Annotated in this window: 13 protein-coding genes and 1 pseudogene; 1 reads left to right on the top strand and 13 read right to left on the bottom strand. The window is 73.3% G+C overall.

The genetic code is table 11. From position 1 onward, the window contains the following. Positions 1-7: 7 nt before the first annotated feature. From ACQP2H_RS17645 to ACQP2H_RS17610, 8 genes are all read right to left on the bottom strand, one after another. A complete protein-coding gene (locus tag ACQP2H_RS17645) occupies positions 8-1186 on the bottom strand; it encodes a nucleotide disphospho-sugar-binding domain-containing protein (RefSeq protein ID WP_219462662.1) in 1179 nt (392 codons plus the stop codon). A 158-nt stretch (positions 1187-1344) separates the two neighbouring features. Beyond that, complete coding sequence (locus ACQP2H_RS17640) at positions 1345-2916, bottom strand: ABC transporter substrate-binding protein (RefSeq protein ID WP_219462660.1); 1572 nt, start codon at positions 2914-2916, stop codon at positions 1345-1347. A 51-nt stretch (positions 2917-2967) separates the two neighbouring features. Then, positions 2968-3849: an ATP-binding cassette domain-containing protein gene (locus ACQP2H_RS17635; protein ID WP_363823877.1), complete on the bottom strand. Its 882-nt coding sequence runs from the start codon at positions 3847-3849 to the stop codon at positions 2968-2970. Continuing rightward, complete coding sequence (locus tag ACQP2H_RS17630; protein ID WP_433228097.1) at positions 3846-5807, bottom strand: dipeptide/oligopeptide/nickel ABC transporter permease/ATP-binding protein; 1962 nt, start codon at positions 5805-5807, stop codon at positions 3846-3848. The genes ACQP2H_RS17635 and ACQP2H_RS17630 overlap by 4 nt, the downstream gene beginning before the upstream one ends. Further along, on the bottom strand, positions 5804-6745 hold the full coding sequence (locus tag ACQP2H_RS17625; protein ID WP_219462654.1) for an ABC transporter permease: 942 nt from the start codon (positions 6743-6745) through the stop codon (positions 5804-5806). Before ACQP2H_RS17625 ends, ACQP2H_RS17630 begins: the two co-directional genes overlap by 4 nt. A gap of 215 nt (positions 6746-6960) precedes the next feature. Continuing rightward, positions 6961-7887, bottom strand: coding sequence for an alpha/beta fold hydrolase (locus ACQP2H_RS17620; RefSeq protein ID WP_219462652.1), 927 nt, complete (start codon positions 7885-7887; stop codon positions 6961-6963). Positions 7888-7997: 110 nt separating this feature from the next. Then, positions 7998-9998, bottom strand: a complete 2001-nt coding sequence (locus tag ACQP2H_RS17615; protein WP_433228094.1) for an acyltransferase family protein — start codon at positions 9996-9998, stop codon at positions 7998-8000. Between the two features lie 100 nt (positions 9999-10098). Then, the gene (locus ACQP2H_RS17610) at positions 10099-10278 is read right to left on the bottom strand and encodes a hypothetical protein (protein ID WP_204960481.1); all 180 of its coding nucleotides are present in this window, start codon (positions 10276-10278) and stop codon (positions 10099-10101) included. A gap of 370 nt (positions 10279-10648) precedes the next feature. Here ACQP2H_RS17610 and ACQP2H_RS17605 point away from each other — a divergent pair, with 370 nt between their 5' ends. After that, positions 10649-12325 (top strand): FAD-dependent oxidoreductase, encoded by a 1677-nt coding sequence (locus ACQP2H_RS17605; RefSeq protein ID WP_357534400.1) that lies wholly within the window; start codon positions 10649-10651, stop codon positions 12323-12325. A 224-nt stretch (positions 12326-12549) separates the two neighbouring features. On the opposite strand, the gene ACQP2H_RS17600 is transcribed toward ACQP2H_RS17605, so the two are convergent. The 5 genes and pseudogenes from ACQP2H_RS17600 to ACQP2H_RS17580 all read right to left on the bottom strand — a co-directional run bounded on the left by ACQP2H_RS17600 (position 12550) and on the right by ACQP2H_RS17580 (position 18157). Then, the gene (locus ACQP2H_RS17600; RefSeq protein ID WP_433233583.1) at positions 12550-13830 is read right to left on the bottom strand and encodes an RCC1 domain-containing protein; all 1281 of its coding nucleotides are present in this window, start codon (positions 13828-13830) and stop codon (positions 12550-12552) included. 502 nt (positions 13831-14332) lie between these two features. After that, positions 14333-14617 (bottom strand): annotated as a pseudogene (locus ACQP2H_RS17595) (IS5/IS1182 family transposase); the annotation flags it as partial. Positions 14618-14822: 205 nt separating this feature from the next. Next, positions 14823-15893 (bottom strand): carboxymuconolactone decarboxylase family protein, encoded by a 1071-nt coding sequence (locus tag ACQP2H_RS17590; protein WP_308290783.1) that lies wholly within the window; start codon positions 15891-15893, stop codon positions 14823-14825. Positions 15894-15953: 60 nt separating this feature from the next. Further along, positions 15954-17591 (bottom strand): FAD-dependent oxidoreductase, encoded by a 1638-nt coding sequence (locus ACQP2H_RS17585; protein WP_219462644.1) that lies wholly within the window; start codon positions 17589-17591, stop codon positions 15954-15956. After that, entirely contained in the window at positions 17588-18157 is a 570-nt protein-coding gene (locus ACQP2H_RS17580) for a DUF5987 family protein (protein WP_219462643.1), read from the bottom strand. The genes ACQP2H_RS17585 and ACQP2H_RS17580 overlap by 4 nt, the downstream gene beginning before the upstream one ends. Positions 18158-18462: the final 305 nt, after the last annotated feature.

Here is an 18462-nt window from a genome sequence, read left to right as displayed (position 1 = left end):
TCGGCGCTCACCGCGGCCACCGGACGGCCGACCCGCCGGCCGGCGCGGCATCGGCGGTCTCCCGCCGGGCCAACCGCGTGAGCGCCCGGACGGTCTCGGCCGGGGACGGCTGTGCCGCGACCTCGTCGGCCACCGCACCGGCCGCGACCGCGAACCGGGACTGGCCCAGCACCAGCCCCGCCGCGTCGGCCACCCCGCGCGGGGTCGCCACGTCCAACCGGACGGCCAACCCCACCCCGGCGGCGGCGATCGCCTCCGCGTTGTCCAACGCGTCGTCGAACTTGGGCAGCACGAGCTGCGGACAACCCGCGGCCAGCGCGGTCAGGGCGGAACCCTGTCCGCCGTGGTGGATCAGCAACCGGCAGGTCGCCACCAGCTCCGACAGCGGAATCCGGCCCGCGTACCGGACCGCCGACGGCAGCGGTGGCAGCTGACGGGCGGCCTCGTCGTCGATGGCCAGGACCAGTTCGGCGTCGAGGGTCGCCAGCTCCTCGACCAGCCCGGTGAGCAGACCACCCATCCCGGCGTCGGTCAGGTGCGGCAGGACGGTCCCCATGGTCAGCCCGATCCGGGGCCGCGGCGGCGGGTCGAGCAGCCACTCCGGTACCCGGGCGGCACCGTTGTACGGCACCGGCCGCAACCCCAGGTGGGCCCGGGCGTGCGGCAGCCGCAGGCTCGGCGGCCACGGGTCGAGCACCAGATCGGCCCGGGGCAGCCGGGTCAACCCGAGCCGGTGCAGGTCACCCCGGAGCACCGTCTCGGCGGCGGCCCGGTACTCGACGAGTTCCGCGACACCCCAGTGCAGCTCGACGTACGGGACACCGGCGGCGCGGGCGGCCACCGGGCCGGCGTACTCGGAGCGCTCGGCGAGCACCAGGTCCGGTCGCCAGGACCGGACGGTCGCCAGGGTACCGGCGAGGTTCCGCGACGCCATTGTCGCGAAGACCTCGCCGTGTCCGTAGGGGTCGTCCTCGATGCCGTGCGGCGAATCCGGCCGCACCAGCTCGCGGATGTCCATCCCCGGCCCGGCGGAGACCGCCGGCAGACCCGCCTGGGTCACGGTCGGCACGAAGTGCTCGGTGCAGGCGACCAGCACCTCGTGCCCCGCCGCCCGCAGCGCCCAGGCGAGCGGCACCAACGGGAATAGGTGGCCGTGCATCGGTGCGCTGGTGATCAGCACGCGCATCTGCGGCTCCGACGGCTCAGGGCGCCGCCGGAACTGCGCGGCGACGGATACCGGTAGTGACCATTACCAGTAGATCGTGGCAGAGGCCGGGAGGCCGGACACCTCCCAGCGTGCCGTCGTACCCCGCCGCCCGTACGACCACTGTGGACCGGCGGTGGTCAGCCGGCCGGGCGGACCGTCACCACGCTCGGCAGCCCGTTGTCGGCCGCCGCCTCCAGCGGGGCGACCCGGGTGCCGGTCACCGCGATACCGTCCATCCGCACCACCGGGGCGAACCAGGCCAGTTCGGTGAGCCGGGCCACCGCCTGCTGGAACAACCCCGCCTGGGTGGTCGGCTCCGGCTCGGCGACCGCCCGCTGCAGCAACTGCTTCAACTGCGCGTCGTCGGTGGCATACGGGTTGAACGGGTTGGCCACCGGCCGCATGAAGTCCAGTGAGGACAGGTAGGTCGGCAGGTTGCCGTAGCCGAACGCGGTGACCGGGAACTTGCGCGACATCACGTGCTCCAGCCACTGCGGCACCTGGGTGTCGGTGGTCAGCTCGACGGTCACCCCGATCTTCTTCCACTGCCCGGCCACCACCTGCGCGACGGCGGCGATGCCGGGGGTGTGCGCCTCGGCCTTCACGGTGAAGCCGTTCGGGTAACCCGCCTCGGTGAGCAGCGCCTTGGCCCGGTCCGGGTCGTACGGGTAGCGGTCGTCCAGGGCCGCCTGGTAGCCGTCGAAGCCGGGGGCGGCGATCTGGCTGGTCGGGTGCGCGAACTCGCCGAAGATGGTCTTGGCGATCGTGGCCCGGTCGATGGCGTGGTTCAACGCCTGGCGTACCCGCACGTCGCGCAGCGGCGCGGCGACGGTGCCGTCGCGGTCGGCGAGCACCATGCCGAGCACCGCCACGCTCGCCGTGATGTGCTTGAGCCCGGCGGCGACGACGGCCGGACCGGCGTCGGCGTTGAGCGCGGCGTAGTCGATCTGCCCCGCCTGGATGGCCTGCACGGTGGCGTTCGCGTCCGGCAGCACCCGGACCACGACCTTCTTCCAGTGCTGCCCCTCCTTGTTCCAGTACCGGGGGTTGGGCAGGTAGGTGTAGTGGTCGCCGGCCACCGTGCCGGCCGGGTCGAGCTGGTACGGGCCGGCCCCGAAGGTGCGCTGGGCGAGCTGGCCCGGATCGGTCAGCCCGGCGGGGGAGACCACCGAGCCGGACAGGATCGCCTGGCTGAACAGCTGCCGCATCACCGGGTTCGGGGCGCTGTTGGTGACCACCACCGTGGCGGCGTCGGGTGCGGTGACGCTGGTGATGGTGGCCGCCCAGGTCTTCGCCTTCGGGCTGACCGTCCGCATGTACTCCAGCGACTTGACCACCGCCGGGGCGTCCAGCGGGGTGCCGTCGGCGAAGGTCAGCCCCGGGCGCAGCTTGAGCTGGAAGACCTTGTTCTGCCGGTCGACGTAGCCGAACGACTCGGCCAGCTCCCCGGTGAACGTCCGGTCGGCGTTCATCCGGATCAGTGGGGCGTACGCCAGCGCCACCGTCGGAATGTTGTTCAGGTCGATGTTGGCCTTGTAGGGGTCCAGCGTCGGCGGGGCCGCCACCGCCATGGTCAGGACGGCGTCGTCGGCGCCGCCCCCCGGCTCGGCGGTGCCGGAACAGGCGGTCAGCGAGCCGACCGTGAGCAGCGCGGCGGCGACCAGGACTCGTACCTGGTGGACGCTTCGGCGCGGACGATGCGCGAACATGGCCATCCTTTCCCGGCGGACGCCGGTGTCGAGGGGGAGCAGGGTGTGTGGTCAGGAGGTCGGGTGCCGGTCGGCTGCCGGGTCGACCCCGAGGTCGGGGGCCGGACCGGCCGGGGGCGGCTGCCGGGCGAAGGCGGCCAGCGCGGCGCGGGCCCGGACGGGGTCCGGCACCGGCACGGCGGCCAACAGCGCACGGGTGTACGGGTGCGTGGGCCGCCGGTACACGGTCTCGGCGTCACCGGCCTCGACCACCCGTCCCCGGTGCAGCACCACCATCCGGTGCGACAGGTGCCGCACCACCGCCAGGTCGTGGGCGATGAACAGGTGACCGAAACCGAGCTCGGCCTGCAGATCGGCGAGCAGGTTGATGATCTGGGCGCGGACGGACAGGTCCAGCGCGGACACCGGCTCGTCGGTGACCAGCAGGCGGGGGCTGCCGACCAGGGCCCGCGCCAGGGCGATGCGCTGCCGCTGCCCACCGGAGAACTGCCCCGGATAGCGGTGCGCCGCCTCGGCCGGCAGGCCCACCCGGTGCAGCGCCTCGGCGACCAGCACCCGCCGCCGCGCCGGGTCGACGCCCCGCCGGTTGAGCAGCGGCTCGACCAGGCTGTCGCCGACCCGGCGGGCCGGGTTGAGCGAGCTGAACGGGTCCTGGAACACCAGCTGCACGTCGCCGCTGAGCGCCCGGCGCTGCCGCCGGCCGGCACGGGTGACGTCCACCCCGTCGATGAGGATCCGGCCGTCGGTCACCGGCGTCAGGCCCAAGACCGCGCGGGCGATCGTCGACTTGCCCGAACCGGACTCACCGACCAGCCCGACCGTCTCACCGGCGGCCACGGTCAGGCTCACCCCGTCCACCACCCGCGTCGCCGACCGTCGGTGTCCGAGGTCGACCACCAGGTCGTGCACCGCGAGCAACGGCCGCCCGCTCACGCCGCCGCCCGGTCCTCGTCCGGCCGTACGCAGCGCACGGCGTGGGCCGGGCCGAGCCGGTCCAGCGGCACCGGGGCGTGCCGGCAGGACTCGGTGGCCAGCGGGCAGCGCGGCGCGAACCGGCACCCCGTCGGCCACTGCCCGGGGGCGGGCACCGTGCCGGTGATCGTGGGCAGCCGGCCCGCGCGGGACGCCCGGTGCGGATCGGCCGCCAGCAACCCCCGGGTGTACGGGTGCCGGGGGCGGGCGAACAGCTCGGTCACCGGGCAGGACTCGACGACCTGACCGGCGTACATCACCACCGCCCGGTCACAGAGCGCCGCCACCACCCCCAGGTCGTGGGTCACCAGCAGCACGGCCAACCGCCGTTCCCGGCTGGTCCGGGCGAGCAGGGCCAGGATCTCGGCCTGCCGGGTCACGTCCAACGCGGTCGTCGGCTCGTCGGCGATCAGCAGCTCCGGGTCCCCGGCCAACGCGATCGCGATCGCCACCCGCTGGGCCATCCCGCCGGACAACTGGTGCGGATACCGTCGCGCGGCGGTATCCGGTTCGGGTAGGCCGACGTCGCGCAGCAGCGCCAGCACCCGGGCCCGGGCCGATCGTCGACCCAGCCCGGTGTGCCGGCGGACCGCCTCGGCGAGTTGCACGCCGACGCGCAGGGTCGGGTCCAGGCTCACCATCGGGTCCTGCGCGACGTAGCCGATCCGGCGGCCCCGCACCGTGCGCCACTGCCGGTCGCCGGCCCTGACCAGGTCGAGGCCGGCGAAGTGGCAGCTGCCGGTGAGCTGCCCGTCGCCCGGGGGCAGCCCGAGGATGCTCAGCGCGGTGACCGTCTTGCCGCAGCCCGACTCGCCGACCAGTCCGACGATCTCCCCCGGACCGACGTCGAGGTCGACGTCGCTGACCACGGTGGTGCCGGTCCGCGCCCCCCGGCCGGGACCACCCGGGAGCTGGACCGACAGGCGGCGTACCGACAGCAACGTGTCGGCGTGGCCCGGCCGGCCGGCCGGCGGCGGTTCGACGGGGTGGGCGGGCGCGGACCCCACGGGGTGGGGCGGTGCGGACCCCGTGGGGTGGGTTCCGCGCCGGCCGGACCGCCGGCGTCGGCGGGCCAGTTTCGTCGTCGCCCAGGCGGCGGTCGCGCCGTCGCGGGCGGCGTCGCCGAGCAGCACGAAGGAGAGCACGGTCAACGCGACCGCCAGCCCCGGCGGAACCAGGGCCCACGGGTGGCGGACGATGACCATCCGGGCCTCGTCGATCATGCCGCCCCAGCTCGGCTCCGGCGGTGGGGGCCCGAACCCGAGGAAGGCCAGGCTCGCCTGCATCACCAGGGCGATCGCCGCGACCAGGGACGCCTGGACGATGACCAGGCCGCGCAGCCGGGGCAGCACGTGGCGGCGCAGGATCTGCGGCGTGGAGAGCCCGGCCAGCCGGGCCGCCGCGATGAACAGCTCCTCCCGGGTCGACCGGGTGGCGGCCCGGACCACCCGGATCAGGCCGGAGGAGAGCAGCAACCCGAAGGTCAGCATGGCGGTCGTGACGTCGCCCGGGAAGACGGCCACAACCACCAGCAGGATCACGATGGCCGGCAACGAGAACAGCAGGTCGGCCAGCCGGCCGACCAGCGCGTCGACGACCCCGCCGAGGTAGCCGGCGAGCAGGCCCAGACCCACCCCGACCACGGTGGCCGTCAGCACCGCCACCAGCACCCCCCACAGCGTGCCCGCCGCGCCGTATGCGAGCCGGCTGAGCAGGTCCTGGCCGAGGCGGTCGGTGCCCAGCGGGTGGGCGGCCGACGGCCCCCCCAGGGCGGCCGGCAGGTCCTGGTCGACCGGGTCCCGGCCGGTGACCAGCTCAGGGTGCAGGGCGCAGGCCAGCACCAGCAGCAGCCACAGCACGGCGAGCAGCACCAGCGGGCGGCGCAACACCCGCACCGCCACCGCCGCCGGCCGGCTCACCGGGCCCCCACCCGGGGGTCCAACCACGCCTGGGCGAGGTCGGCGAGCAGGCCGATCACCACGACGATCAGGGTGTAGCAGACCACCGCCCCCTGGAGGACCGGAATGTCGTGCTGGGCGGCGGCGAGCGCGGCCCCGGAGCCCAGGCCGGGCAGGCCGAAGATGTTCTCGATCAGCACGGTCGCGCCGAGCAGGCTGGCGGAGATCACTCCCAGCAGCGCGACCACCGGCACCGCGGCGGTGCGCAACGCGTGCCGGTAGACGATCGAGCGGATGGACAGGCCGTTGGCCTGCATCACCCGTACGAAGTCGCGGCTCAATACGTCCAACATGGAGTCGCGGGTCTGTTTGGCCACCGCGGTGACCGCCGCCAGCGACGTCGCGGCCACCGGCAACGCCAGCGACCGCAGCCACCCCACCGGGGACTCCCCGAAGGGGACGTAGCCGGTGGCCGGGAACAGCCGCCACCGCACCGCCAACCAGGTGATCAGCACCAGGGCCAGCCAGAATCCGGGTACGGCGAGACCCACCACGGAGGCCACGTCGACCAGCCGCCCGAACGGTCCACCCCGGACGGCGCTGAGCACGCCGAGGGCGGTGCCGACCACGCCGACGGTCAGCGTGGCCAGCAGGATCAGCGACAGCGTCGGGGCCAACCGGCTGGCGATCAGCGGGCCGACCGCGGTGCCGGTGCTCACCGACCGGCCCAGGTCACCGTGCACGGCGTCGACCAGCCAGCTGAGGTACTGCACGGTCAGCGGGCGGTCCAGCCCCATCTGCCGGTGCAGGGCCTCGACCTGTTCGGGCGGGGCCAGCGGGCCGAGCACCGTGCGGGCCGGGTCACCGGGCACCAGGGAGATCAGCAGGAAGCACAGGACCGACACGACGAACAGCAACGGCCCGGTCCAGGCCAGCCGGCGCAGGACTAGCCGGACCATGGCCACCGGTGGCCGTCCGCACCGGCACCCCGCCGGGTGTCGATCCCCCCTGTGGACGTACGGCCGGCCGGGTCGCCGACGTGGTCGAATCTGATGGCGTCACGCTCCAGCCGTCGGTGGTCAGGGTCGACCCACCGACGTCCGTGATCAGCGGCGCGTCAGGGGCCGTGTCCACGCTGGCAGAGCGGAGGCGCGGTTGTCTTCCGCAGACGTGCTCACCCGGTGGGTTTCCCGGGGCCGCCACCGGTGTGCGCCAGGACTGCCGGCACGAGCGTGTCCCACGTCGCCCGGGGCGGCATCTGGTGCCCCACCCCGGGCAGCGGCAGCAGCCGGGCGACCGGGAGTTCGTCGGCCAGCGCCTGCCCGTGCCCGTACGGGAAGAGCGGGTCCTCGGTGCCGTGCACCACCAGGGCCGGTACGGTGATCCCGCCCAGCGCGTCGCGGTACTCCGCCCCGCCGTCGATCGACCAGTGGTTGGCCAGGCTGGCCCGGATGTCGACGGTCCGCGCCACCGCCCGCGCCACGAGTTCCCGAAGCTCCGCCCCGGCCAGCGCGACGCTGCCGGTCAACGGTCGCTGACCGGTGGCGATGTGCTCCACGACGGAGTCCGGGTCGGCCCAGTCCGGGTCGGGGCGGGACTCGCCGAAGCTGGCCATCAGCGACTTCGACATCGGCGGCAGGTCGTTGTAGGGGCGCTCGCCGATCCGCAGGGCGGGACTGGTCGAACTCAACGTCAGCGAGGCGACCCGCTGTGGATGCTCCACGGCCAGCCGCTGCGCGATCGCGCCGCCCATCGAGATGCCCCACACGTGGGCGGCCCCCAGGTCGAGCTGCTCCACCAGGGCGGCGGCGTCGGCGACCAGGTCGTCGAAGTGGTAGTCGGGGGAGCCGGCCGGCCAGCCGGTGGACCGGCCGGTGTCCCGGTGGTCGTAGCGCACCACGTACCGGCCGCCGTCGGCGAGGCGCCGGCACAGCCCGTCGGCCCACCAGTCCATCGAGTTGGACGCCCCGCTGACCAGCAGCAGGGCCGGGTGCTCCGGCGAGCCGAAGGTGCCCACGCAGAGCCGCACGCCGTTGGCGGGGACGTGTCGTTCCGTCCCCGCCAACAGGTCCTCGTCGCCAACGGTCCGATGTGTACTCAAGACGGTCTCCTCATGCCTTGGACCACGCGCGGGAATTCCGCGACCACCGCCGGTCACCGTGCGGGATGATTATCCGCCCCGCCGCCTGAGCAAACCGCGTAAAACGCCGGCTATGCCACGAGATGTTCCAACGAGCGGAGCAACTCGTCGAGGTCGTCGGTGACCACGGTCCCGTCCCGCCAGCGGGCCAACGGGTCCGTCCGTACCGCCGCCCGCAGCCGCCCGGCCCGCTGCACCGTCGGCTCCGGGTCCGTCCCGTCCCCGGTGGCCCGGTGGGCCAGGGCCGCGTCGATCCGGTCCAACCGCGCCCCGGCCGTCTCCCACACCGCCTCCGCCGCCGTCACCACCTCGGCGATACCCCGGAACAGCTCGTCCATCCGGGCCACCGCCGCCGCGACCGTCAACTCCACCCGGCCGTCGTCGGTGATCCGCCGCCGCGCCAGCGGCGGAGGCGGGCCGGTGACCACCACCGACGCCTGGTCGAGCAGGGCACTGACCCGGGCCAGCTCCGCCCCCGAAGGCTGGCCGGGGCCGGCGAACGGCCCGACCACCTCGTCGACCACCGCCGAGTAGGCGTGGTAGACGGTCCACAACTGCGCCAGATCCGCCCGCGCGGCGGCCCACCGGCGGGCCGACTCCCCGGTCAGCTCGGCGGCGGCCAGCAGATGCCGGTCCAGGTGCCGTTCCAGGTCCACCAGATTGGCCTGGATGGCGTCCCGGTCGGTGACCGCCGCCGCCACCGCCGCCCCGGCCTGTGGCGGGGACAGCACGTCGACGGTGGCGGCTGCCAGCAGCGGAGCCCGCAGCAGCGCCGGTGGTCGCGGCGTCGACCGCCGTCGCCGGGCCAGCGCGGCGTCCACCAGGGCGGCCAGCGGCTGCTCGAACAGCCGGTGGCTGAGGGTGGCCAGCAGCACCGCACCGAGCAGGGTCACCGTCTCCAACTCCCAGAACCCGGCCGTGCCGTACAGCTCGCGGATCGGGCGGACGGCGCCGCTGAACACCGCCCCCGGCTGGAGGTAGAAGTGCATCACCGCGAAGTGCCACAGGTAGACGCCGTAGGAGACCTTGCCGAGATGGACCACCGGGCGGGCGGTCAGCACCGCGTCCACCATCCGGGTCCGGGCCGCGCCCGGCGACACCAGCGGCAGCGACGCGAACAACCCGAACAGGGCCACCATCAGGTACGTCATGAACAGGCCACTGGTCGAGTAGATCGCGTCCATCCCGATCACACTGAACGGGCGGGCGCAGTTGACCAGGTAGACCGCGATCGCGGCGACCCAGAACAGCCCCGGGCGCAGCGCGGCGAACCGCAGCAGCCGGGGGGTGTCCCCGGGCGACACCTGCGACAACGCCAGCAGCACGGCCAAGCCGAGGCCGATGCCGATGGTCGGCGCGAACCCCTGCGGCCACCAGAACACCATCCGGTTGTCCCAGCCGTTGCCCTTGACGAAGAAGAGCCAACCGACACCGATGGCGATCAGCACCGGCACCGGCAGCAGCAGCCGTCGCGCCCGCGCCACCGGGGTCGCCCCCCGGGCGGCGAAGCGGTGGCTCGCCCAGGCGATCAGCGGCAGCGCCAGGTACCACTGCACCATGCTCGGCACCGTCCAGCTGACCTCCATCCCGTTGATGAAGTGCGGCGCGAACGGGCTCGGCGAGTAGATCTGCAACAGCAGCAGCGGGCGCAGCACGTACCAGGGGCCGTCGATGGCGTCCCGATTCAACGCCACCAGCACCACCAGGTACATCAGGTAGTACGCCGGCAGCAGCCGCATCAGCCGGCGGACCATCGTCGCGCCCTGCGGCGGACGCGGCCGGCCCGCGATGATCGCCCGCGCCAGCGGCAGGTAGAGGTAGAGCGCGGGCAGGACGAAGAACACCCCGATGAACGAGGGCAGCCCGCTGACGAAGAACGCGCCGAGGAAGTTGCTCGGTGGTCGGGGCGTACCCAGCGCCTTGGTGCCCAACAGCCCGGAGAACATCGCCACGTGCACCGTCAGCAGTGCCAACGCCGCCAACCCACGGATGCCGAAGATCGCCGGGTCCCGGTCACCGCCCGCCCTGCCCGCGGTGGCCGAGGCCCCGCCGTCCCTGGTCGTCACGCTCATCTACTCGTCCTTTCGGTCCGGCCGGCGGTGCGCCGACCGGAAGCCGGCCGGGACCCACGGCACGCGGGATGGTCGTCGCCGGCGTCCTGCGGGCCGGAGGTCAGCGGATGACGGACCGCACGAACCGCAGCGTCGTGCGCACCTCGGGGCTCTCCGCCAGCTCCACCGCCCGCTTCAGCTCGGGCACCCGGTCGAGGACCAGGTCCCGCAGCCGGCGCAGCTCGGCGGAGTTGATGCTGAAGGTCGTGGTCCCGTCCTCGTTCTCGGTCACCTGCGGCACGTGTCCGCCTCCTCGTCTCGGCCGTCCGCGCGGTGCCGGTGCCGGTACCGCGCCGCCGGGGCCGCGACTGTCGGCGGCACCCGTCGTACCCGGTTCGAGGATGGAACCGCCGAGGTGGGGGGTCATCTCCGAGCGTGCTCAGCCCCGGCGGGCCGACCCCGCCGGCCGGCCCGCGCCGTGCCGACCGGCGGGGCCGCCGCAGCACCGGTGACCGTCCGCATTGGGCACGTTCGAGGACGTGCGGCACCCGCGTCCTCTGCTTCCATGGGCAGCACACCTGGCGAGCCGCACGCCCGGCGGTGTGCGCGGCGGGGCGCTTCCCGTCCCCGCCCCGCGTGGGCCGCCGACCGAGTTCAGGGAGGCACCGCAGATGGGCGACCACGTCGCAGCGAGCAGTACCGCGCGAAGCGGTGGGGTGACCGACCGGCTACGCGCCGTCTTCGGCGGTCGGCCGTCGGCCCCGGTGACGCCACGCATCCTGGGCGACCGGGCGGTGGTGGCCGGCGGCAGCATCGCCGGCACGCTGGCCGCCCGGGTGCTGTCCGACTGGTACCGCGAGGTCGTCGTCGTGGACCGCGACGAGGTGCTCGGGGTCACCGGCATGCGCAAGGGCGCGTCGCACGCCGTGCACGCGCACGGGCTGCACGCCCGGGGCTACCTGATCCTGTCCGACCTCTTCCCCGGCCTGCTCGACGACGCCAAGGAGTTGGGCCTGCCGGTACGCGACTTCGGGCTGATGCGCTGGTACTTCAACGCCCGCCCGATCGCCCGCACGGAGACCGGGCTGCTCTCCGTCGCCGGTAACCGGCCGGTGCTGGAGAACTACCTGCGCTCCCGGGTGGCCGGGCTGCCCAACGTGACCTACCGGCAGCACACCGACGTGCTGGGGCTGGTGGCCACCGGGGACCGGGGCCGGGTCACCGGAATCCGCATCCAGGAACGCACCCCGGGCAGCCCCGAGGAACGCCTCGACGCCGACCTGGTGGTCGACGCCACGGGCCGGGGGTCCCGGCTGCCCGTCTGGCTGACCGAGCTGGGCTACGAACGGCCGGTCGAGGAGCGGATGACGATCGGGCTGGCGTACACCACCCGCACCTACCGCAGACGGCCCGGCACCTTCGACGGGCCGGTGGCGATCAACCCGGTGGCCTCTCCCGAGCACCCCCGGGGGGCGTTCTTCGGGCAGACCGCCACCGGCGACTTCCGGCTCAGCCTCACCGGCATCCTCGGCGACCACCCGCCGACCGACCCGACGGGCTTCGAGGAGTACGTCCGGACCCTGCCGGTGGCCGACATCCACCAGGCGGTCCGCGACGCCGACCCGACCGGCGACGCGGTGTCGTTCACCTTCCCGGCCAGCGTCTGGCGGCACTACGAGCGGCTGTCCCGGTTCCCCGCCGGGCTGGCCGTGCTCGGCGACGCGGTGTGCAGCTTCAATCCGGTCTACGGCCAGGGGATGACCGCGGCAGCGATGCAGGTGACCGCGCTGCGCCGGTTCCTCGACCGGCAACCGGCCGCCGACGGCCGTTCCTACCTGCGGGACGTTGCACGGCTGATGCGCCACCCGTGGCAGCTGTCCACCCGCACCGACCTGGACTTCCCCGGGGTGGGGCCGCGGTCGCTGCCGATCCGGCTGCACAACGCCTATCTGGTCCGCCTCCAGTACGCGATGACCAAGGACCCGGAGGTCACCCGGGCGTACATGCGGGTCGCCGGGCTGGTCGACCCGCCGCGCACACTGTGGCGGCTGCCGCTGCTGGTGCGGGTGCTCCGCCTGGCCCGGGACATGCCGGCCACCTCCCCTGTCCCGCCACCCGCACCGGCGCCCGCACCGGGTCTCTCGCCCGCGCCGGTCCTGTCGGCCACGCCGGATTCCTCACCCAAGCCGGTCCTGTCGCCTCCGTCGGGTGGCCCGTCCATGCCGGTCCCGTCACCTGCGGCTGCCCCGGTGCCCTCGACGGGTGCCGCGTCGACGCCGCCGTCGGCCCCGTCGGCGACCGGGGTGGAGGACGGCCCGGTGGACGCCGGGCAACGGTCGGGGTCCTGACCGGCCCAGGGACAGCAGCCGGAGCCGGCGCGGGAACCGGCTCCGGCTGCGCCCTGCCCGCCCACCCCGACCGCCGCCGAGCTGCGTAGGACCGGATCGCCGCTTGAGCTGCCCGCCGAGACCCAGGACGACGACGAGTGCCGCAAGGCGAGCCGGCCAGCCGGTGTGCCGGGAGGGCATGGTGTGCCGGGAAGGTGTCATGCCTGGGCGTCATCGATGCGGCACTAGGTTTGGGGTGCGAGGACCTGCACAGGGGTGGGACGCCATGTTGTGGTGCCGTCACCGAGTTGGCGTTGGGCGTTGTAACCCCAGGCGGCCACCGTATAGTCAGGCTGTAGAGCCAGACTATGGGCTGTGCCAGCCGCGATGGATCTGACCCCGCTCAGGAACCGGTCGCAGGGAGCAGCCTCCCCCACAGCGCAGACCCGAGTGGCCTGGAGGCGGGTGTCCCATGTGCCGTTGCCGAGTTGGCCATAACCGTTGAACCCCCAGCCCAGGACGCCACCGCTACTCAGCTGCGCCATGCTGTGCGACGCGCCGACCGTGATGTGCCGGATTCCGTACAGGAAGCGGTGGCAGGGAGCGATCTCTCCCACCGCACACACCCGCACGGGAATGGCCCGGTTGACGACGGTGCCGTCACCAAGCTGATTGACATAGTTCGCGCCCCAACCGACAGGGCCACTGTCACCCCGCAGCGACATGCTATGAAGTTCGCCACCTGCTATGGCTTTCACCGCGTACAGAAATTGGTCGCAGGGCGCGACCTGTCCCACCGCGCATACCCGTACCGGGGTGGTGCAGCCGACGGTGGTGCCGTCACCAAGCTGACCTTCGTAGTTCCGACCCCAGGCCACGGCCAGGGCGTTACCCACCACCGCCAGGCTGTGACCCCAGCCGGCCGCGATGGATCTGACTCCGCTCAGGAACTTGCCACAGGGTGCGACCTGCCCCACCGCGCACACTCGTACCGGAGTGAGGCGGGTGGCGGTGGTGCCGTCACCGAGCTGGCCTTGTCCGTTCCAGCCCCAGGCGACGGCCGACCCGTTCTCCACCACGGCCAGAGTGTGGGTCCAGCCGGCCGCGATGGATCTGACTCCGCTCAGGAACTTGCCACAGGGTGCGACCTGCCCCACCGCACATACCCGTACCGGAGTGGTGCGGTTGGTCCAGGTGCCGTCGCCAAGCTGCCCAGAACTGTTGTGGCCCCAGGCGACGACCGTGTGGTCCCTGAGTAGGGCGAGGTTGTCGTTCCGGTTGGCGGCGATAGCGATCACGCCGGTGAGGGACCTGGCGCAGGGGGCGCTCTGGCCGACGGCGCACACTCGTACCGCAGTGGTGCGGCGGGCGTTGGTGCCGTCGCCAAGCTGCCCGAAAAAGTTTTCGCCCCAGGTGACGACGGTGCCGTTCGAGAGCAGGGCGATGCTGTGCGCGTCGCCGGCGGCGATGGCGCTCACGGCGCCGAGTTTCGCTGGAACCTGTTGCGTCCCGGGGTTGGGTGGCATCGCGAAGGCGACTGCACGGCCGGCCGTTGCGCCGAGAGCATCACCGATCATCAGGACCACGGCCAGCGCCACCACCGTGGCGAGGAATTCCGACCGCCGGCGATGGGCGGACGTTGCGGCTGGCGTAGGATGAAAATCATTTCCTGTGCCCATCTGCTCTCCTTCCCGAGGCAGCTTTTGGATTCGATGCAGTCCGATCGCAAGAGCCGGTCAGCCGTGCGACAGAGAAGGTCTACGCTCTTCCCGGGGTCCGAAAGAGGCCGGGAGCGACAACGGTGCGAGTTGAGGGAACGCGACCGAGATTCAGCTTGTCGACCCGGGAGCGCTGCCCGGGTTTGATGGAAATATAAGTCAAGGCAGCATGATCAGCGAATAGGCTTCCTGAACGAGTTAAGTACTCACAAGTAGGCGGGACTCGCCGGTGCGCGAAGTCGACCACGGCGCGTGCGTCGCGCATATCGAGCCATTTCATCCTGCGTAGCGGTTGGTTTCGACGTGGTGCAGGACGAGGACGGCTTGCCCACACGAGTCGGCCGGCGGCGTCCGCGATGACCTGCACGTTCACGCCGTGGCGTTTGTGCTTGCCGCTGTAGTAGGGCCTCGAAGCCGGCCGCGAGTCGGTGGAGGTGTCACCGTTACGCAGATGGGCCAGAGCCAGCAGCGCCTGCCGGCCGGGCTCAAGGCGCCGCCACCGGGATCGGCGCTGTCTACGGTGGCCGCGGATCCGTTCGGCCAGGTAGTTCAGGGCGCGGCTGGACAACGGAATCGCGGCGGGGTAGGCCAGCATGGCGAGACCCCCGGTCGGGGCTTCGAGTCTTGGTCGACAGCTGTCCTGAGCCGGGGCCGGAGCCAGGGCCAGGGCCGGGCCGGAGCCAGGGCCAAAGCCGGGGCCGGGCCGGAGCCAGGGCCGGGGGATCAGGTGCCGGGGGTCGGAGCCGGGGCAGATGTGCGGGTCGAAGCCGGGGCACCGAGGGCTTGGGCGAGGGCTGGGGTCAGCTGGTCGGGTCCGGCACGTCCGGGACACCGGCCAGTGCCGGGCCGTAGCGGCGGGCCGCGGTCAGGGCCGCCCAGGCGGTGAGCGTCACCAGGGCGTCGTCGCCGGGGTGGTGCGCCCGGAAGTCCGCCACCACGGCGTCGGTGACCTGATAGGAGGCGAACGCGGTGAGCAGGGCGAGTCGTCCCGCCGGGCGCTCCACCGGGGACAGACCGGCGACGACGTCCTCCACCCAGGGGCGGGCGCTGATGCCGGTCGGACCGTCCTTCGGGTCGGCGCAGCGGGCGGCGACCAGCTCCCGTACCCCGGCGGGGACGACCTGCCGGCCGCCGTCCTCGATCGCGGCGTAACCACGGGCCAGCGCCTCGGCGAGCACCGTCGGACCGGCCCAGACCAGGTCGGCCGGGCGTGGGGCGGCCGGGAGCAACGCCACCGCCGCCCCCGGCGGGCAGGGCCGGCGGGCCAGCGCCCCCATCACCCGGGCCGCCGTCCGCTGCACGACACCCCGGGCCACCGACGGGGTCTCGGGCAGCGGGGAGTCCCGCAGGAACACGTTGACCATCCGGTTCAGGTAGTGGAAGACCACCGCCACGCCGACCAGCTCCGGCAGCTGGTCCGGGGGTGCCGGCGGCGGCCCGGCCGGGCCGTGCGGGGACGGCCGCCGGGCCCAACGGGCCAACGGCCCCCACGGCCCGTCGTCGAGCCCCGCCACCGCCGGGCCGGCCCCGCCGCCACCGGGCAGCAGCCCGACCAGGGCCGCCCCGTGCACGTCGACGCAGTACGGGCAGCGGTTCGCCGCGGAGACCGCCGCCGCCACCGCCTCCTTCGCCGGCCGGCCGGCCGGACCGGTGGCCACCAGGGTCTCCCGCAGCATCGTCCAGCTCGCCGCCAGCACCTCCGGGGCGGGGGAGTGCAGCGCCACCGGTGGCGCCAACATGCCGAAGTCCCGCTCGACCTGCCCGTACACCTGGGCGACGAGGCCGTCCGCCCGATGGGGGGCGACCGGGCGGACGTGCCGGACGTGGGCGAGCACGGTGCGCCGGGTGGCGCGGGCCAACAGGGTCGCCACGGTCATCCCCTTCCAGGTCGGGGCGGTCCCCCGGCCGGATGCCGGGGGACCGTGGTCGGGTCAGCGGGCCTGGAGCACGGCGCGGCGGCCGGCGGTCGCGCCGTCCGGCGCGGGAGCGCCGTAGGTGACCGCGACCCCACGTTCCCGGGCGGCCCGGACGATGCCGGGGACGGCCCGTTCGGCCAGCGCGCTGATCGTCAGGGCCGGGTTGACGGTGAGGGCGCCGGGCACCGCAGACCCGTCGGTGACGAAGATGCCCGGGTGCCCGCGCAGTTCGTGCCGGTCGTCCAGGGCCGACGTCGCCGGGTCGTCACCGATGCGGCACGACGCCAGCGGGTGCACGGTGTACGCGCCCACCAGGTCGTTGGTCCACGGCATCACCTTCGCCAGGCCGTCGCGTTCGACGATGTCCTTGACGTCGGCGTCGGACAGGTTCCAGCCCCGCCACGTGTTGGCGGTGGGCTGGTAGCGCAGCGGGCCGTGCCCCAGCATCTGCTGGGAGAAGCGGTGCGCGTTGCCGGTCTCCGGCGGCGGCCCGAACACGCCCTCGTTGTCGTCCTCGGACATGGTGAAGACGGTCAGCCACGACTTGAAGTGCCGCATCAGCTCCTTCTTCTCCACCCCGAACCAGCTCGGGCCGGTCGCGTCGGGCACCTGGGCGAGGATGGTGCCCAGGCCGGGCGGGAAGTAGAGCTGCTCCAACGAGTACCGCTCGTACTCGGGCAGGCTGGCGTCGAGCTTGTCCCAGCTGGCCACCGTCGGCCCCCGGCCGATCTGGTACGCCTCGTAGGCGACCCCGTCGCCCCGGTCCAGGCCCAGTACCTCACGGACCCGGTCCTCGTCGAACACGGCGGTGTTGAGCCGTTCCCCGTTGCCGGAGAAGTAGCGGCCGACCGCCGACGGCATCTTGCCCAGCGTCGGCTCGGAGCGTTGCAGGATGACCGGGGTCGCCCCGGCGCCGGCCGCGACGATGACGATCTTCGCGTCGATGGTGCCGGCGTCGTGCAGGACGCGGTAGTCCTCGTCGTCGACGACCCGGTAGTGCACCCGGTAGCCGCCGTCGTCGGTGCGCGACAGGTGCTGCACCTCGTGCAGCGGCCGGATCGTCGCCCCGTGGGCCAGCGCCGCCGGTAGGTAGTTCAGCAGCAGCGACCGTTTGGCGTCGAACCGGCAGCCGGCCATCATCCAGTTGCAGTTGGTGCACTTGTCCAGGTCGATCGCCGACGGCACCGGGTTGGCGGTGCGACCCGCGTGGGCGCAGGCCGCCGCCCACAGCCCGCCGGGGTACGGCACCTGGTCCCAGCTCTGGCCGGTGACCGGCAGGGCCTCGACCACCCGGTCGTACCACGGGTCCAGGGTGTCCCGGTTGATCGCGGCCGGCCACATCCGCCGGCCGATCGAGCCCTGGCGTTCGAAGACGAACCGGGGCGCCCGGGGCATGGTGGCGAAGTAGACGACGCTGCCGCCGCCCACGCAGTTGCCGCTGAGCACGCTCATCCCGTCCCCGACGACGAAGTCGAACGCCCGGGTGTACGACGAACCCAGCTCGAAGTCGTGGTCGAAGTCCTGACCGGACAGCCACGGCCCGCGCTCCAGGATCACCACCTTCGCGCCCCCGGCGGCCAGGTGGTAGGCGGTGATCGCGCCACCGAAACCACTGCCGATGATCAGGACGTCGGTCTTCTCGGTGCTGCTCATGCCGGGCTCCCGGTGGGGGTGGTGTCGGGGTGCAGGGGGGCCAGGGGACGGCCGTAGGAGTAGTTCGGGTAGCGCCACAACCCGTCGGCGTCCGGCCGGTGGTAGCCGATGTGCAGCAGGCCGGGGTGCCCGTCGGCGAGCGCCGCCACGGTCGGTAGGTGCGCCGCGCTGTCGAAGGCCATGTTGCTGAACAGCGCCAGGCCCACCCACATCTGCTTCTCCGGGTGCTCCGGGTCGGTCAGCCGGCGGACCAGCTCGGTGCGGTGTGCGAACGGCAGGGCCACGAACGCCGGCAGCGCCGGGTCCAGGGCGATCCCCTGCTCGGCGGCGTACTCGCCGGCGTGCATGTCGAGGGTGAGGGCCAGCCCGTCGAGCGAGTCGGCCAGGCCGCCGGCCGGCAACTCCAGCAGCTCCACCGCCCCGGCGGCGACCGCACCGCCACCGGGGGCGGCGCCGGCCACGGCCTGGTCGTCCGGGCTTCTCTTCTCGCCCGGAACAATGGTGTCGGCAAAGGCCTCGATGGTCATAGTCCGCGAGTTGTCTGCGTCGGTGGTACTGGACTGCACGGCGACGCCTCCTGTCCGGTGCGAAATTGTTCCGGGCGGTTCCGGGGAAACTCTTTCTCCGCGTACACGACGGGTCGCGCGAATGTCGGTGCCGGCCGGTCGGCGGTGGAATCCGGGCACCGCCCCGCGCGATTCCGCTGCCGCACATCGTGCACGCATCGGGGGCACCGAAACACCTTCCGAAGTGCGGTGGGTGCCGTGACCCGACGCCGGTACGGCCGGCACCCCCCGGTGACCCGCCACCGACGGTCCGGTCCACCCCGCCGTGCACCGTCCGGGTGGACACCTGCGCACGTCGGGAGAAG

Source organism: Micromonospora sp. CA-248260, from assembly GCF_050942205.1.
Lineage (GTDB): Bacteria > Actinomycetota > Actinomycetes > Mycobacteriales > Micromonosporaceae > Micromonospora > Micromonospora antibiotica.
The sequence above is the reverse complement of the archived record's forward strand: the minus strand, read 5'-3'. Positions and strand labels throughout refer to the sequence as shown.

Coding starts and splice junctions, on each gene's coding strand:
- ACQP2H_RS17585 (WP_219462644.1), bottom strand. CDS start 17,591: ATGAGCAGCACCGAGAAGACCGACGTCCTGATCATCGGCAGTGGTTTC.
- ACQP2H_RS17645 (WP_219462662.1), bottom strand. CDS start 1,186: ATGCGCGTGCTGATCACCAGCGCACCGATGCACGGCCACCTATTCCCG.
- ACQP2H_RS17605 (WP_357534400.1), top strand. CDS start 10,649: ATGGGCGACCACGTCGCAGCGAGCAGTACCGCGCGAAGCGGTGGGGTG.
- ACQP2H_RS17625 (WP_219462654.1), bottom strand. CDS start 6,745: ATGGTCCGGCTAGTCCTGCGCCGGCTGGCCTGGACCGGGCCGTTGCTG.
- ACQP2H_RS17600 (WP_433233583.1), bottom strand. CDS start 13,830: ATGCCACCCAACCCCGGGACGCAACAGGTTCCAGCGAAACTCGGCGCC.
- ACQP2H_RS17640 (WP_219462660.1), bottom strand. CDS start 2,916: ATGTTCGCGCATCGTCCGCGCCGAAGCGTCCACCAGGTACGAGTCCTG.
- ACQP2H_RS17615 (WP_433228094.1), bottom strand. CDS start 9,998: ATGAGCGTGACGACCAGGGACGGCGGGGCCTCGGCCACCGCGGGCAGG.